Source organism: Vreelandella halophila, from assembly GCF_009856365.1.
In the GTDB taxonomy this organism is placed as follows: domain Bacteria; phylum Pseudomonadota; class Gammaproteobacteria; order Pseudomonadales; family Oleiphilaceae; genus Halospina; species Halospina utahensis_B.
The window spans coordinates 423,886-440,110 of the sequence record NZ_WMEX01000002.1; the positions used below are offsets into that span (position 1 = coordinate 423,886).

General features: G+C 62.0%; 12 protein-coding genes. 4 read left to right on the forward strand and 8 right to left on the reverse strand.

Annotated features, from left to right (window positions below; translation table 11 throughout):
• Positions 1–4 precede the first annotated feature (4 nt).
• From GLW01_RS05280 to tcdA, 8 genes are all read right to left on the reverse strand, one after another.
• Complete coding sequence (locus tag GLW01_RS05280; protein WP_160898386.1) at positions 5–1,177, reverse strand: lipase family protein; 1,173 nt, start codon at positions 1,175–1,177, stop codon at positions 5–7.
• A gap of 32 nt (positions 1,178–1,209) precedes the next feature.
• Positions 1,210–1,746, reverse strand: a complete 537-nt coding sequence (locus GLW01_RS05285) for a DUF6795 domain-containing protein (RefSeq protein WP_202405575.1) — start codon at positions 1,744–1,746, stop codon at positions 1,210–1,212.
• A gap of 124 nt (positions 1,747–1,870) precedes the next feature.
• A complete protein-coding gene (locus GLW01_RS05290; protein ID WP_160898387.1) occupies positions 1,871–2,914 on the reverse strand; it encodes an HlyD family secretion protein in 1,044 nt (347 codons plus the stop codon).
• On the reverse strand, positions 2,911–5,040 hold the full coding sequence (locus GLW01_RS05295; protein ID WP_160898388.1) for a TolC family protein: 2,130 nt from the start codon (positions 5,038–5,040) through the stop codon (positions 2,911–2,913). Before GLW01_RS05295 ends, GLW01_RS05290 begins: the two co-directional genes overlap by 4 nt.
• A gap of 1 nt (position 5,041) precedes the next feature.
• Entirely contained in the window at positions 5,042–6,358 is a 1,317-nt protein-coding gene (locus tag GLW01_RS05300; protein WP_160898389.1) for a glycosyltransferase family 2 protein, read from the reverse strand.
• Positions 6,358–7,740: a diguanylate cyclase gene (locus tag GLW01_RS05305; protein WP_160898390.1), complete on the reverse strand. Its 1,383-nt coding sequence runs from the start codon at positions 7,738–7,740 to the stop codon at positions 6,358–6,360. Before GLW01_RS05305 ends, GLW01_RS05300 begins: the two co-directional genes overlap by 1 nt.
• A gap of 94 nt (positions 7,741–7,834) precedes the next feature.
• Complete coding sequence (locus tag GLW01_RS05310) at positions 7,835–8,680, reverse strand: fructosamine kinase family protein (RefSeq protein ID WP_160898391.1); 846 nt, start codon at positions 8,678–8,680, stop codon at positions 7,835–7,837.
• A gap of 2 nt (positions 8,681–8,682) precedes the next feature.
• The gene (tcdA, locus tag GLW01_RS05315) at positions 8,683–9,501 is read right to left on the reverse strand and encodes a tRNA cyclic N6-threonylcarbamoyladenosine(37) synthase TcdA (RefSeq protein WP_160898392.1); all 819 of its coding nucleotides are present in this window, start codon (positions 9,499–9,501) and stop codon (positions 8,683–8,685) included.
• Positions 9,502–9,643: 142 nt separating this feature from the next.
• On the opposite strand from tcdA, the gene GLW01_RS05320 reads away from it, so the two are divergent.
• From GLW01_RS05320 to GLW01_RS05335, 4 genes are read left to right on the forward strand one after another with little or no spacing between them, the layout of a single operon-like run.
• Positions 9,644–10,264, forward strand: coding sequence for a TetR/AcrR family transcriptional regulator (locus tag GLW01_RS05320; protein ID WP_160898393.1), 621 nt, complete (start codon positions 9,644–9,646; stop codon positions 10,262–10,264).
• Positions 10,265–10,320: 56 nt separating this feature from the next.
• Entirely contained in the window at positions 10,321–11,535 is a 1,215-nt protein-coding gene (locus tag GLW01_RS05325; protein WP_160898394.1) for an efflux RND transporter periplasmic adaptor subunit, read from the forward strand.
• Positions 11,535–14,675: an efflux RND transporter permease subunit gene (locus tag GLW01_RS05330; protein ID WP_160898395.1), complete on the forward strand. Its 3,141-nt coding sequence runs from the start codon at positions 11,535–11,537 to the stop codon at positions 14,673–14,675. The genes GLW01_RS05325 and GLW01_RS05330 overlap by 1 nt, the downstream gene beginning before the upstream one ends.
• Entirely contained in the window at positions 14,668–16,107 is a 1,440-nt protein-coding gene (locus GLW01_RS05335) for an efflux transporter outer membrane subunit (RefSeq protein ID WP_151440690.1), read from the forward strand. Before GLW01_RS05330 ends, GLW01_RS05335 begins: the two co-directional genes overlap by 8 nt.
• Positions 16,108–16,225: the final 118 nt, after the last annotated feature.

Sequence of the window (16,225 nt, forward strand, 5' to 3'; positions counted from 1 at the left end):
CTCGCTAAAGGGATTCCAGCGCTTTTTTGACGCAGCGGTTGAGAGCGCCAATGGTGGTTTCGAACACCCAGCGGATGAACTGGTAGGTGAGTTTTGTCACCGCTACTGCAGCTTTCCCGGCAAAGACCAGCATGTGGCCCAGAAGGCCTGCTGTCTGTTCAGCGAACTCAGTTGATGCGTCCGCAATTTTCTCCAGTGATTTTGCGAGTCGGTCGTAGAAGGTCAGAGCAGAGCTCATGGTGTTCTGAATGGCAAGTACGGAATAATATCCGGCATCTTTCAGCAGGGTGATCAGTGCAGCGTTTAACTTCTCTGACCAGTAATTCGTGAAAGAGGCTTGGAGCCGGTCTTCATAACGTAGCCGGACGGGTTGATTAAGGAAGCGGGTGGATTGACGCTTTAACGCGCTCCAGTCATCGGCCATAGCCGTATTCCTGTAGCCGGGTGTGCCATTGATTCCCATGGAGTGGGCTGGAAAGCTGATACCTTCGGCGCTATCAAGACGGTATTCGCCAGCTCCTTCTGTTGGAGCATGAATGAACGGCCAAACGGGAACTAATGGAACGGGGTCGGCTCCATGAGTGCAGCGGTAGTGATTATCAATGCGGGCAGTATTGGTCAAAGCGTAGCCATTCAGTCCAACTCTGGGGGCGCCGAAAGTGTAGAGGTTGACTTGGGTTTGGAATCGAGATTTAACCCAGTCCGCTATCAGTGATGCTAGAGCGCCGCCGAGACTGTGCCCCACACAGTGAATGGTGTGTTCGCCCCGAACCTGATCCATACGTGTCCGGAGCCTTTTCTCCATTACAGGACGCATACTTGAGAAAGTTTCTTCGAATCCCGAGTGAACGCTCTGATTATTTGTGCCGGTAGAAATGCCAACGTCGAAGTTAGTCAGGTAATCGGCATCCGTTCTACTGCCTCGTACTGCAATTACTGTGTCCCTGCGGAACCGATTTTGGCCTTCCCCTATAACGGCAAATCCGGATTTCTTGGTATAAAGCCCAAAGAAGCCGCCCGTTTCTCCGATGACGAGGTCCTTCTTGGGTTCAATGTTGAAAGCTTTCCGGAGGCTAGGGTTGATTTCCAGAGCGTAGCTTCCTGTGCGGTCCGGTTTTCGAACTTGGTAAACAGCGTCTGCAAGCTCTGATGCTATCTTCGGTGGGATCGTACTCATATCAAGTCCTTTTGTGAGTTGTCGTCCGTGGTTCAACTATCTGGCCAGCGGCAGATGCCTCTTATGTTGTGAGTGAAGTTGGGGTGTTCCGCCATGGTAAAATGGTGCAGCTTCTCGGGATCGCTTAGGTCGCATTCCATGTGGTTCAGCTTTTCCACGATGACCTTTTCAGGGGTTGTGCTGGTAGTCGTTGTTCGCCACAGGAGGTAGGTCGTCTGACCGTGGTCTGCCGTGATGGACTGGGTGATATGCTCTACGCCGAGCAGTTTACCCGGCTCTCGCGAACGTATTGTTTTCTCTGGAAATGAAAACCGTCCCTCGGAATCAGTTACGGTTTTCTCCATATAGTTTTTGGCGTGCATGAGTTCCCGATAAACTTCGACGTCGGCTATTGGCTCCCCATCCTTAAGAATCCGCCCCTTCACCTCCGGCGAAAGATGCACGTCATAACGTTTGAACCATCCGAACATATCGGCCATGACCTCGCTGGAATACAGAAAGTAGCTGGCAGCCACCAGGAGAAGGGTGAGGGGGAGTAGTCCCGATGAGATGGAGCGATGGTTCGGCATCACTGACCCCTCGCTAGCATCTTGTTAGCGATAGAGAGTTGGGATGGAACCGTTAGGGGCTTGCCGACCATGTCCCTGTCCTGTGGCTGACGTCCTGTCTGGATCGAAAATTTAGGCCACCCCGTTACTGCCCGTCAATACCCCGGGGTTCTGAGAACCATCGGGTCAATGCATTGGGAAAGCGGGCTGTGACCGGTGCCTCATTCACGCGCCAGCGCTCCGGAATGGTTCCCTCGGGGATTGCCGCGACCAGCAGACTCTGGTCGTCCCCACCAAAGGCGGAGCGCAATGAAGGCGGGCGCCGCTGGACATCAATGGGGTGACCGGCAATACGGGCATCGAGCCATTGGCCGTCGGGGAATTGCAGCTTGACCGGCTGGCCTACGGTTGCAAGGTCGATCTGATCGGTGTCCAGATAGAGATGAATGCGTGGCTCCCCCATCGGTTCGATCCGCATCAGCGTAGTGCCGGGGCCGACATTTTCTCCCGCCACCACCTCGATGGCATGGACAGTACCTTTTACGGGGGAATGTATCGTCAACTGTGCGAGCTGCTGTTCAACCAGGGCCCGTTGGCGCTCCAGTCGAGTGGTCAGTGCCTTGGTGTCCATGATCTCCTCGGCACTTGTGCGCTCAAGCGCCGCCAATTCGTTTTCGCGGGCGTCCACCTCGTTTTCAGCTGCCTGGAATTCTCCCTGGGTGGCCACCCCCTGCTGTACGAGCTCAGCCAGTGATTCGACACGGTTCCGGGCCCGTTCGAGTCGCCGTTCCAGTGCTGCTTTCTGGCGGGTCCCGGCGGCGGTCGCCGCGTTGGCGGTGGCGAGCGTATCAAGCGATGCCAGCTTCGCCCGAAGGGCGGGATTGTCCAGTTGGACAAGTTCATCGCCGGGGCTGACCTGGTCGTGTTCTTCGGGGTTAATCCGCATCACCCGTCCGGCTTCCAGGGCGCGGATCTCAGTGATCGGCTGAACGACCTGGCCCGGGGCCTCAATGACCAGTACTTCCCAGCCAATACGCCCCAGGAACCACAGGAAGGGCGTGGCCACCAGCAACAGGATCAGGTACCAGCGTAGCCGGTAGGCAGCCCGTTTGCCTGGCGCGTACAGCACCCGGAGCCCGCCTTCTTCAGTGGGATTGGATTCCTTGCGGCTGGAAAAGCGCACTTTCATGGTTGGTCCTCTTCAGGTATCGCCTGGTAGTTGCGCCAGTCCTGCCATTCAATCCCCGTAATGCCAGAGGTCCCCATCGACTGGCGCCAGTCCCGTTCCATTGATCTGAGCGTTTTCAGGGGGGTACCACGCCAGCTGTTGGCCGATTCCAGGTCCGCCTCGGCGCTCTGGACAATACGGAAGGCCATGTCGGGCCAGTGGGTGGCGATGGCAGTGGCGCGTTCGGTCAGGCTGGCCTGGTTGGTGGTGTAGATCATCAGGGAAACGGACTCAACGCCCATGGCGGAGAGTCGGCACGGGATGCACAGGCCGTCCCGGTCCGGCGCGAACCAACGGTGGTGACTGACCAGGCTGATAGGCCAGGGGCTGGCCTGCTGTGCCATGGCCACCGTTGCCAGCCAGTTCTCCAGGCGTTCATCCGGGACCGGCCAACCGAGCTGCTCCACTTCGAGATCAAGGTGAAGGCCATCGAAGTCCAGGCCGGCAAGGCGCTGGATCAGGTCACGCAGGTTGTGCCGTTTGTCGGGGCGGAGCCAGCTGGGCTCGCCCAGCAGGAGCGTTACATTGAGGTTCCGTGCATGGGCGCTTTCGAGCAGCTGGCGCAGCCGCTGGCTCAGGCCTTGACTGTTCGCAAGCTGCCTGGCGCTGAGTCCCAGGTGGAGCGTATCGAACCCCGCCTCCTCCAGTGCATTCAACTCACCCTGCCGCGATTCCGGGGCCAGTAGCCGGGAGCTGTTCCACACGTACACGGCGCGGGACCAATTCTTCTGGCGTCCAGCCTGGTCGCTTTGAGAAAGCGTTACGGGGTCGCTTTCGCCGCGCGCATCGGCGCCAGGCCAGGGGAGGCCCTGGTGTCCGAGGTAACGCGTATCCGTCTCAGCGTAACCGGCGAGCAGGCGCAGCTGGGTTTCCTCCTGCCAGGTGTTGCGCCAGCTGCGGATGAAGTCGTGCATGGCGTCGGCTGTCTGGACCCGGGCCAGTCGCAGGGCCATGAAGCTCCCTTCCTGGTCGACCTGTGCACGCCCCTGGCGTTCGCTTTCAACGCGGCGACTCAGTTCGACCTGACGCATCTGGTCCCGGGTTTCAGCAAGTGCTTGTTTGTATTGAGCCAGTGCGTCACTGAGATTGCGCTTCAGCCGGTTATGGGTGGCATCCAACTCATACCGGGCGGCGTGGTAGCGTTGGTTTGAGCGGCTGTTCTGTTGATAGCTCCCCAGCGAACGCAGTGGCACCTCGAACCGGAGGCCCGCAACCAGACCGGTTCCCGTGCCCGGGATATCATTCCGCCAATCGAACTGCTGGGCCAGGGTAAAGTCCGCATCAATATCGTGGTACCAGCGATCGCGCCGCACGCGCTGGGCTCCTTCGAGCACACTGCGCTGTTGGGCCATGAGAGGATGCTGACGGAGGGCGGATTGCCAGCGCTCTGTGGCTGCCGGTGAGAGCGGCAGAAGGGCCGATTCCGCCCGGGCGTCGGCCGGCAGTGAGACGCCGCTGAGGCTCTCAAGCCGGTACCTCAGTTCGGCTCCGCGTGCGGCCCGGCGCTGGCAGCTGTCCAGCCGGCGTGACCATCGCTGCTCCAGCAGCATCTGCTCCGAGGTGCGCAGGTCACGGGTACGCGCGCGCTTGCGGACCAGGCTGAGTTCATCGCTCGCCAGGGGTTCGATCGCGCGGCAGAGACGTCTGTATTGCTGGGCTTCCCACCAGTCAATGTAGGTGCTGCGCAGTCGCAGTCGCTGCTCGGTTTCTGCCAGCTCGCGCTGGTGTTTCTGGCGCTCCTCGGCGGTACTGGCCCTGACCAGGGCTTCGGTCCGGTCCCGGAGTGTCCCGAGTAACGGGTATCGCAGGCCCAATTGGGCTCCGTAGCCGGTGTAGGCTACGCGCCCGGCTGTTGGTTCCAGCTCCTGAAAGCGCCCGGCAGTGGCCCCACCGAACAGGGACCAGCCCCGCTCTTCCGAACGTTCCCGCCGTTCCCCGGCGAGGGCTCGTTGTTCGGCCCTGGCAGCTTTCACCTCAGGCCCGGCGTCCATGCGTTCCAGAAGGTTTTCCAGTGACACGGCATTGGCCGGCAGGGCCAGGAGCAGGCCGACTGACAGCAGCAGGAGTCGCACACGGAGTGATCGCATCTCAGAACCTCCTTCCCCGCCGAAGTACCCACCAGGGTGCCATGCTGGTTTCCTCGTGACCGCGCCGGAACATTTCGTTGAGGGTGCAGATCACGCCCCAGCCACGCAGGAAAAACATGAATACCGGGAAGACGGGCAACGCAATGGCGAGCTTAAGGTCGTTCCAGGGGCGCTCGGACACCATCAGAAGGCCGGCCAGGTACAGGATGAGAGTCTGGAGCAGGTAAACCGCGTAAATCAGCACTGCCAGCACCGCAATGACGTTCAGGGGCAGCAGGACCAGCCCGGCCAGCGTGTACCCGACGATCAGGAAGGGCAGTACCAGCTGGAAAAAGAAACCGCTGAAAAGCGTCATCAGAAAGTTGCGCCAGCCCAGGACCCGTGGCGTCATGCTGTGGCGGTGCTTGCGGATGTAGAGGAAGAACAGGTCGCCGTCCCAGCGCAGCCGTTGCATGAAAAAGCCCCGCAGCGTGTCAGGGACATCCGTGTGACCGACAGCGGTTGGTTCAAACGGGATACGCAGCGGGTGGCGCCCGAAATAGCTCTTGATGCGCAGGGTGAGGTCAAGGTCCTCGGCGGTGTGCGTGTCCCAGCCGCCGATATGGCGCAGGAAAGAGGTGCGAAAGGCTCCGAAGGCGCCGGATATGTTATTGACCGTGTTCCATTCCCCGAGGCCTACCCTGGACGTCTGGATTGACAGGAAGTATTCCAGAGACTGCATCACGGTAGCGAGTGAGTGCCAGCTGTTGCGTACACGCAGGCTTCCGGACACAGCGGGGACCGATGGATCCTCGAAGTGGCGCACCATGGCGCCGATCATGGCGTTATCAAAAGAGGTGTCGCCGTCCAGCGCGAAAACGATCTCGCCGGTGGCGTGGCTCAGACCGGCGTTGAGCGACGAAACCCGGCCACCGCGCTGCCACTTGGCGATCGGGCGTAGAAACCGGTTCGGGTAACGCACAGGATCGACCCGGAAGTCGCGCACGGCCTCCATGGTCGCCTCATTGGCGGTGGCACCATCCACCACCGGTATCAGCTCGACCTCCCCGGGATAGAGTTGCTCGCACAGGCTCAGCAGGGTGTTCTGGACATCCCTGCCTTCCGAGTAGCACGTGATGATGCACGACACCCTGGGCCGGTAAAGGCTGGCCCGAGGCGTGGTCATGAGGTTGCGTGTATACCAGCGGATGACACCGGCAAGCACCAACAGGCTCAACGGCAGTTCCAGAAGGACGAAGAACGGGAAGAGCACGAGGAAAAGCCGGGTTAAACCTCCTGCAGCGAGTTCGTTCGGGAATACCGCGAGTGCCTCCAGCATCAGCTGACCTCGCCACCGAGGCGGGCCATCAAAAGGTCGCTGTCTTCCTGGGGAAGCAGGTTTTCCGGCAGAGTGATTCCCACCGTGCGCAGGTCGATGTGAATCCCGTCCTGCTCACGGAAGAGCCGGTTCAGTTCGGTCAGGCGTTCGCGCAACCGGTCCATGCCCTGGCGGTCGGTGTGGGGCAGCAGCAGCCAGAGCAATTCATCCCGTGTCCGGGCGCAGCGATCCGTTTCGCGGATTGTCTCCCGGATGCGGTCAATCAGGCTGTCCAGAAGCGTCGTGCCGCGTTCCTGGCTGAGTGCTTCACCCAGATTGGCAAAGCGCAACAGCACCAGGGAGCCGTGAGCGGTTTCTCCATAGCGTCGGCTCTGCTGGATCTGCCAGTTCAGCAGGTTGGTAAAGGCATTGGCCGAAACCAGGTTCAGGCGCCCGAAGTGGCTCTCGGCCTGAGCTTCCCCGGAGAACCCCTGGCGACAGCGCAACCGGCCCTGCTCGGACAGGCTGTAGGGTCGAACCTCACGGATGCGTAATTCGTCGGGGGTATGGTGCGTGTCGCAGTCCAGGCAGCGCACCTCAACCTCGGCGTCCACGAAAAAGCTCTGGCAGGCCCGGCAGCGGTAATTCTCGAGTGGCCGGTCGTAATCACTGCCAATGTGGCGCAGGCGAGTGAGGCAGTTGGGGCACAGCATCAGGCCCTGCTTGAGGAAATGATCCTGGGGCGCGACGTGACCGCAGGTGAAGCAATGCAGCGATGGTTCCCGGGCGATCTCCAGAGCATGGCAGTCCGGGCAGACATCCACGTAGTTGAGCCGTGCTGAGCCGCAATGGGTGCAGAGGCGTATGCGATCGGTGAGCGGTCCCCGTTCCAGCCAGCCCTGTTCCATCATAAGCTGGAGCCAGACCATCTCATTGACCGGCTCGTTGTCGGCGAACGCACTCAGCAGGGGGTAGTAGTAGAACTGGGCATGATGCGGGTGGCGTACTGGCTTGAGGCGCCCTTCCGGGCGGGTCCAGAGCCAGGCAAGCACGTACTCGTCGAAGCGTTCCGGGTAGCGACCCCGGTTGAACTCTGAGAGTCTCTGGTGCCATTTGCGCCAGGCTTCGGTAATGGCGTTCGGATCTGTTGGAATCGACCCGTCACTGAGTTCCGGTGCGTTACCGGTCCGGTCCCGTCCGGCGTAGATCAGTGTCAGGTGGTAGCGGGCATCGCAGCGGAGCAGAAAGACCACGTCTGCAGCGTCAGCAGCGTCCAGATCCACGAGCACCACATCATATTCGCCCTGCTCGCGGAGCTCATTCAGGCTGCTGGCATAGTGCCAGCGGGACTCGGAGAAGGACCCAGGATCCCGGGTGAGACATCCAATGCTGGGTGACTGCATGCGCGACTTCCTACTGCCTGCGGCGACGTTACGACACTTAATACGTCAGGCTAGGCTTAATGGTTCAGTCCCGCAACTATAAGGTAAGACAGGTTTATGCCCCGAAGCGCTGGAGGGTCCGGCGTACGCCGCCCGCCCAGGGACCACCGAAGAGGTTGAGGTGGTTGAGTTCATGGTAGAGGTTATAAAGGGGCGCGCGCTCTTGCCAGTCGGAATCAACCGGACTGTTCGCCAGATAGGCTTCGTAGAACCCCGGTGGCTGACTGCCGAACATCGTGGTCATGGCGAGGTCTGCCTCGGCCCAGCCATAGTGGGTCGCCGGGTCGATCAGTACCGGTTCGCCGCCGGGGCCGCAGTGGATGTTGCCGGACCACAGGTCGCCGTGGATCAGGCTGGCGGGCTGTTCTGGAATCCAGCGGTCGAGCCGGCCAGCGACCCATTCGAGTTTCTTGACATCAGCCCGCTCAAGACGACCGCTGTCCTGAGCCATGCGGCCCTGGTGCAGAAGACGCGCCTCGGCAAAGAAACGGAAGCCGTCCTGCATGCGGGGGTTGGGCTGGGGCGTGAGCCCGCAGAAGTTGTCCCGCCCGAAACCGAACTCCCCGGCGGTAACGCTGTGCAGTTGCGCCAGTTGTTCCCCGAGCTGCCGGGCGAAGTCCTGGCCGGGGCGGCCATCCAGCCATTCCAGAATCAGCCCCTCCTCTGCGACCGCGACCACCGCGGGAATGCGCACGGCATTCGCGTTGCCCAGTGCCTGCAACCCGGCCGCTTCCGCCTCGAAAAAGCCGGCCGGTGGTGAGGGGTGAGTCTTGAGAAACAGCATCCGACCGTCTTCGAGCGTCAGCCGGGCGGCATCGTTGATGCTGCCCCCGCCGACTGGCTGGGCGGTGGCAATCGGGCTGTCGATCTGTGCTGCGAGGCTCTCGGGGATGCGGGCCATGGTCACTCGTCGTCGGTTTGTGCTCTGGCGCGCATTGTTTCATGGCGGCGGGCCAGATGTTCAAGCACCTTCGAGGCGGCCACGAAGCCGAAGGTGCCGGTCACGAAACTGGCGGCGCCAAAGCCCGTGCTGCAGTCCAACCGGGTTGGGCCGTCACCGGGCTTTTCATGGGTAGTGCCGCCCTCCGGCGTGGGGTAGGTGAGCTGTTCCTCGGAATAGATGGCGGGGATAGTAAAGCGCCGCTTCGGGTTGCGTGGGAAGCCGTATTCACGGCGGAGCAGGTTCCGTACCTTGGCCAGCAACGGGTCCTGGGTGGTGCGACTCAGGTCGGCCACGCGGATTCGGGTTGGGTCCATCTGTCCCCCAGCGCCCCCGGCGCAGATCACCCATTGTTTGCGCCGGCGGCAGTGGGCCAGAAGGGCCGCCTTGTGGTTGACGCTATCGATGGCGTCCACCACCGCATCGCAGTTCCCGGGAAGCACACTCTCCATGCTGCGGGTGGTCACAAACTGCGGAACTGCTGTAACCCGGCATTCCGGGTTGATTGCCCGCAGCCGTTCGGCCATCACCTCAACCTTCGGGCGCCCGATGGTGTCCGCCAGCGTGTGGACCTGGCGGTTGGTGTTGGTCACACAGATGTCATCCATGTCGATCAGGGTAAGAGCCCCGATGCCGCTGCGGGCGAGCGCCTCGGCCGCCCATGAACCCACGCCGCCGACGCCGGCAATGGCGACATGGGCGGCGGCGAGGGATCGGGCGGTGTCCTGGCCGTAGAGGCGCTCCATGCCTCCGAAGCGCTGGGAAAAGGAATCCGGCGTCATGGGTGGCTCCGTAATGGGGGGGGGTCTCGGTTTGTGCGGATTCTACCAGAAACCGGGGTTCAGGATTACGGACTTGTCAGTCCATTTTAGCGGGCGTATGATTAGACGGACTGGTCAGTCCATCTTCAAGAGGCCGATACACGTGACCGATTCCTCGCGCCCGACGCGCACCCACAAGGCACCGGAACAGCGCCGCAGGGAGGTCCTGGAGGCCGCCGCCGTGGTGTTCGCGGAGGTTGGGTACCGTTGCGCGGAGATGGATCGCATTGCCGAGCGCGCAGGCGCGGGTAAGGGGACGGTGTACCGCTGTTTTGCCAGCAAGGAGACTCTCTTCATGGCAACAGTGGAAAAGGCGCTGGAGGACCTGACCTGTTATGTGAACGAGGCGGTCGACCCGCTGGAGGATCCCCTCGAACAGCTGCGCCTTGGCATTCACCGTTACCTGGAGTTTTTTGAGTGCAACCCTGAGACGGTGGAGCTTTTCATCCAGGAACGGGCGGAGTTTCCGAAGAATGGAAAGCCTCTTTACTTTGTTTATCAGGAAACCAGCGGCGGCAAATGGCGGGCACGCTTCGAGAAGCTGATTGAGCAGGGCCGTATGCGACCTGACATGTCGCCGGCGCTGGCCCAGGAGGTCTTCAGCGACCTGCTCTATGGGGCGGTCTTTTCCCAGCTGCTTGCAGGCGATCGGGAATCGCGTGCGGAGCGGGCGGACGAAATCAGCGAATTATTGTTCAGGGGCATCCTCAAGCCCGAGAGCTGAGCAGGCTGAACACAGCTTTTCCACACCGATTGAGACTTTGCGGAGAGAAAGGAACCATGAATCAGTTGACCCGGACAGAAGTCATAGGGGGCAGCCGAGCCCGTCGTATTGGCGGCGTCAGTACCGTGCTGGTGCTGACGTTGGGGCTGGCTGCCTGTGGCGGCAATGGCCAGGGGCAGAAAGGAGCTGGGATGCCGCCGCCCCCGGTGTCGGTTACTGAGGTTCAGACCGAGGATGTGACCATCCGCGAGGACTATGCGGGGCGTGTCCGGGGTGCCCGTGAAGTGGCTGTGCGGGCCCGCGTCGAGGGTGTTCTGGAAGAGCGCCTTTACGACGAGGGCAAGGTGGTCGAGCAGGGTGAGCCCCTGTTCCGTATCGACCCGGAACCCTTTGAGGTGGCCCTGCAGGCCGCTAAAGCCCAGCTCCAGTCCGCGCAGGCGGATCTCAGCCAGGCTGAGCGGGAATGGAACCGGGTATCCAGTCTCTACCAGAAGAACGCTGTGAGTGAGCGTGAGCGGGACAATGCGCAGTCCGCATTTGAGCTGGCACAGGCCCAGGTTGCGGTTGCAGAAGCCGAGGTTGCCCGTGCCGAACTGGAACTGGGCTACACCGATGTGGAAGCACCCGTGACCGGTGTGACGGGCCTCGAGACCCAGTCCGAGGGCAACCTGATCGAGCGCGGTACCGAACTCACTCACATCACCCAGATGAACCCGGTCCATGTGCGCTTTGCGCTGCCGGAGAACGATGCTGCGGCGCGCCGGCGGGCGCGGGAAGCCATGCAGTCGGATGGTAATGGCGATCACCGCAGCACCGCGAAGCTGATCCTGCCGGACGGCTCCGAATACGAACACACCGGTACCATTGACTTCACGGCCAGCACCATCGATGCGGAGACCGGTACCGTTACCGCCCGTGCCGTATTCCCCAATGAAGAACAGCGCATCGTGCCGGGTCAGTTCGTGCGCATCCGGGTGAAGCTGAAGACGCTCGATGATGTGGTGACCGTGCCCGCCAAGGCCATAGGCGACGGCCAGAATGGCGGTCTGCAGGTCTTTGTGCTGACCGAGGACAACAAGGCGCAGCCACGCTCGGTTAAGACAGGGCAGGTGGTTGATGGTCGCCGCATCATCACGGACGGGCTTGAAGCCGGTGAACGCGTGGTGGTCGGCGGTATGGCCGGTATCCGTCAGCCGGGGATGAAGGTGAAAGTCGAAGGCGCCGGGAAGGATGGTCAGAAAGACGGCGAGAAAGGCGGGGAGAGTAACTGATGTTCCGATTCTTCATTGACCGCCCGATTTTCTCGGCGGTCATCTCCATTATCATCCTGATCGCCGGCGCGGCCTCGCTCATGGGGCTGCCGGTGAAGCAGTACCCGAACGTGGTGCCGCCCGAAGTCGTGGTTGAGGCCAGGTACCCTGGTGCAAGTGCTGAAGTTCTGGCCGACAGTGTGGCGGCGCCACTGGAGCAGGAGATCAACGGCGTCGACGACATGATTTATATGGAGTCGGGGAGCACCAACGCCGGCAGCGTGCAGATCACGGTGTCCTTCGAGGTTGGCACCGATCCGGACCAGGCCACCATCAACGTCAATAACCGTGTCCAGCGGGCCATGGCCAGCCTGCCCCAGGCCGTGCGTGATCAGGGCGTTACCGTTGAGGCCCGCTCCACCTCGATTCTCCAGGTCGTGGCGCTGTCCTCGAAGTCCGGGGACACCGATACCATCGAAATCTCCAACTACGCGCTGCTGAACGTCATCGACGAGCTGGTCCGGACCCCGGGTGTGGGTAACGCCTCTCTCTTCGGCGCCAAGGACTATTCCATGCGCATCTGGCTGCAGCCGGACAAGATGGCGGAATACAACATCTCTCCGATGGACGTCGCCAGTGCCCTGCGTTCCCAGAACGCCCAGTACGCAGCAGGCCGTCTCGGTGGGCAGCCGGCGCCCGTGGATCAGGCGTTCACATTCAGTGTCTCCACACCGCAGCAGATGAGTGATCCCAGCGAATTCGAGGACATCATGCTGCGGACCACGAGCGATGGCGCTTCGCTGCGTCTCGGCGATGTCGCGCGGGTCGAGCTGGGCGCGCAGAACTATAACTTCACGGCCAGCTTCAACGGCCAGGCGGCGGTGCCGGTCGGCGTCTACCTGCAGCCCGGGGCCAACGCGCTCGAGACCGCTACCAATGTGCGTGAAGCACTCCAGAAGCTGGAGGATCGGTTTCCGGAGGACATCCAGTACGATATCCCCTACGACACCACCACTTTCATCAAGATGTCGATTCAGGAGGTTCTGATCACACTGGTGATCGCCCTGGTTCTGGTGTCGGTGGTGACGTTCATCTTTCTCCAGCACCTGCGTGCCACGCTGATCCCGCTGGCGGCCATTCCGGTTGCCCTGATCGGTACCTTTGCCGGGATGACGGTGCTCGGCTTCTCGGTGAATCTGCTTACCCTGTTCGGACTGATTCTTGCCATCGGGGTGGTGGTGGACAACGCCATCATTGTGATGGAGAACGTGGAACGGTTGATGCAGGAGCACGGCATGACGGCGTACGGCGCCTCCGTGGAGACCATGGGGCAGGTATCCGGAGCCGTGGTTTCCTCCACCCTGGTGCTGGTTGCCGTGTTCGCGCCCGTTGGGTTCCTGGGGGGGCTGACCGGTGAGCTCTACCGCCAGTTCGCGGTGACTATCGCGGTCTCCATCGTGATTTCCGGCATTGTGGCGCTGACGCTGACCCCGGCCATGTGTGCCCGGTTGCTGGATGGTGAACCCAAGGACGTCTCAAAGCCCTTCCAATGGTTCAATGCCGCCTTCGAGAAAATCACCAATGGGTTCGTGGGCGGTGTGACCTGGATCCTGAATCATGCCGTGATTGGTGTGGCGCTTTTCTTCCTGTTCATCGGCAGTACCCTCTGGATGCTGGACCGCTTGCCCTCGGGACTGGTGCCCCAGGAGGACCAGGGCTATGTACTGATGGCCTCCTACCTGCCGCCGGCATCGGCGCTCGGGCGGACCGAGGCGGTGCGTGAGGAGCTGGTTGGTAATGTGCTGAATCTGCCCGAAGTCGAGAACGTTGTGGCCTTCGCCGGCTACGATCTTCTGGCCGGTGCCAGCCGTTCCAATGCCGGAATCGCATTCGTAACGCTGAAGGACTGGGCTGAGCGTCAGGGGCCAGGGCAGTCAGCGTCTGCCGTGTCCAAGAAAATCATGGGCATGGGTGCAGGAGTGGAAGAGGCGAATGTCATGTCGTTCTCTCCGCCGCCGATCCAGGGGCTGTCCCTCACCGGTGGCGTGGAGGCGTTTATTCAGGATCAGCGCGGCATGAGTACCAAGGAGCTCCATGCACTGGCCCAGAAAGTGGTGAAGGCCGCGAACCAGCATCCGGTGCTCACCAATGCCCGGACCGATCTGGATGTGAGCATTCCGCGCTATAAGGCCGAAGTGGACCGTCAGAAGGCGAGGGCCCTGGATGTGCCCATCGGTGAGGTGTTCTCCGCCATGCAGAGTACCTTCGGCACCTTCTACGTGAATGACTTTACTATGCAGGGGCGTAACTGGCAGGTGAACATGCAGGCCGAGGGCGAGTTCCGCAGCCGGCCCGAGGATCTGCGCCGTGTCTTCGTGCGTTCCAACAGCGGTCAGATGATCCCTCTCAGCTCGCTGGTCACACTGACCCGCGAGACCGGGGCCGATATCATCAACCGATTCAATGTCTACCCCGCGGCCAACATCGCCGCCGACCCGGCACCGGGCTACACCACCGGCGATGCTATGAAGGCGCTGCGCGAGGTGGCTGACGAGAATCTGGGGGCCAACACGCCACTCGGGTGGATTGGCCAGGGTTATCAGCTCCAGGCTGCCGGCCAGGCCGGGACCATCGCGTTTGCTCTGGGCCTGGTCATGGTGTTCCTGATCCTGGCGGCGCAGTATGAACGCCTGACGCTCCCGTTGGCGGTGGCCACGGCCATCCCCTTCGGCGTATTCGGCGCGGCTCTGGCCGCCCTGCTGCGTGGCTTCCCCAACGACATCTATTTCCAGGTGGGGCTGCTGGTGCTGATCGGCCTGGCGGCGAAGAACGCCATCCTGATTGTGGAGTTCGCGGCCCAGAACCGCAGCGAGGGCCTGTCACCGAAGGATGCTGCGATTGCGGCAGCCCAGCAGCGTTTCCGGGCCATCATGATGACGGCGCTGACCTTCATCATCGGTTCGCTGCCACTGGTAGTGGCGACCGGCGCCGGTGCTTCCAGCCGGCAGGAGATCGGCACCGTGGTGGTTGGTGGCATGATCGTCGCCAGTACCCTGGCCCTGTTCTTCGTGCCGCTGTTCTACCGGCTGTTCGAGGAGTTCTCGATCTGGTTGAGCAATCGCGGGAGCAACAACAGCTCCAGAGAGGTTTCCGATGCGTAGGATACTGTTCGCAACACTGATGTTCCCTCTGCTCCTGGCCGGCTGTGCGGTCGGCCCAGCATACGAAGAGCCCCAGGTGGATCTGCCGGAGGAATGGCCGGACGAGGTCTTGCTGACCGGCGAGGAGCGTGCTGACTGGTCCAACTGGTGGCACCGGTTTGACGACCCTGTGCTCAACCGTCTGGTGGAACGGGCTCTGGACGACAACCTCAACATGCAGCTGCAGTACCAGCGGCTGCAGGAGGCGCGGGCGCGGCTGGGGCTGGCGGACGCCCAGCAGATGCCGACTGTCGAAGGCCAGGCCGATGCCGCCCGTGGGCGTGAATCCGGGGCGGCCAACCCGCTGGGTGGCGGTACCACCAGCAACATGTTCTCGGTAACCGGCCTTCTGAGCTATGAGGTGGACCTCTGGGGGAAGCTCGAGAGTCAGAGCGATGCCGCCGAGGCGGCGCTGCAGGAATCGGTGTTCACCCATGACTCGGTGCGTCTGAGCACGGTTGCGGATGTGGTGGCCACCTACACCGAGCTGCGAGCGGCCCAGCGCTCCCTCGCCATCACCGAGCGCACTCTGGAGACGCGCGAGGAAACCGTGCGGATCGAGCGGGCGCGCTACGAGGGCGGCGATACCAATGAGCTGACCCTGCGCCAGGCGGTGTCCGAACTGGAAGCCACCCGTGCGCTGGTGCCCCAGCAGCGTCAGCGTGTCGCCCAGCTCAAGACGGCTCTGGGTGTGCTTGTGGGCATGACCCCGCGCGAACTCACCAGCGAGCTGGATTTCGGCGAAGGCAGCCTCAGTGACATCACCCTGCCTGAGGAAGTCCCGGAAGTGCTGCCCTCGGATCTGCTGGAGCGGCGGCCGGATATCCGTGCGGCCGAGGCGGCCATCATTGCGGCGACCGAGGAGGTCGGCGTCGCCCAGGCGCAGCGCCTGCCCAGTTTCAATCTGCGTGGCTCCTTCGGCAGCGCGGCCATCGAGTCGGATGACCTGTTTACCGGTCCGGCGGAAACCTGGGAAATCGGCGCCTCCGTGCTCGGCCCCATCTTCGACTTCGGCCGTAACAAAGCACGTGTGGAGGCGGCCCAGAGCCTGCGTGACCAGGCTGAAACCCAGTACCGGGTCACTCTGCAGCAGGCGTTCCGCGAGGTCCGCGATGCGCTGGCCGTGTATGAGGCCACGGATGAACGGGTAAGCCGGCTCCGGGATCAGGTCGAGGCGCTGGAGAAAACGCTGGAGCTGGCCGAGCTGCGCTACGAGGAAGGCCTCACGGACTTCCTGACGGTGCAGGATACCCAGCGGGTCCTGTTGGACGCGGAGCTGACCCTCACCAATGCCATCCGCGACCGGCTCAACGCCACGGCCACGCTGTTCAAGGCGATGGGCGGCGGCTGGGCCGACGGCAAGGCGGTTGAGCCGGAGAGCGGAGACTCCTGACCAGGGCTCTGTTTACAGGTTTGCCGGCCCGTGTAAGCGCGGAGCCGGCAGCCGCCACCTTCCTGCCAGGCCATGCGGGTGCTAGACTTAAATATTAGGTTACACTAAATTTAAGGAG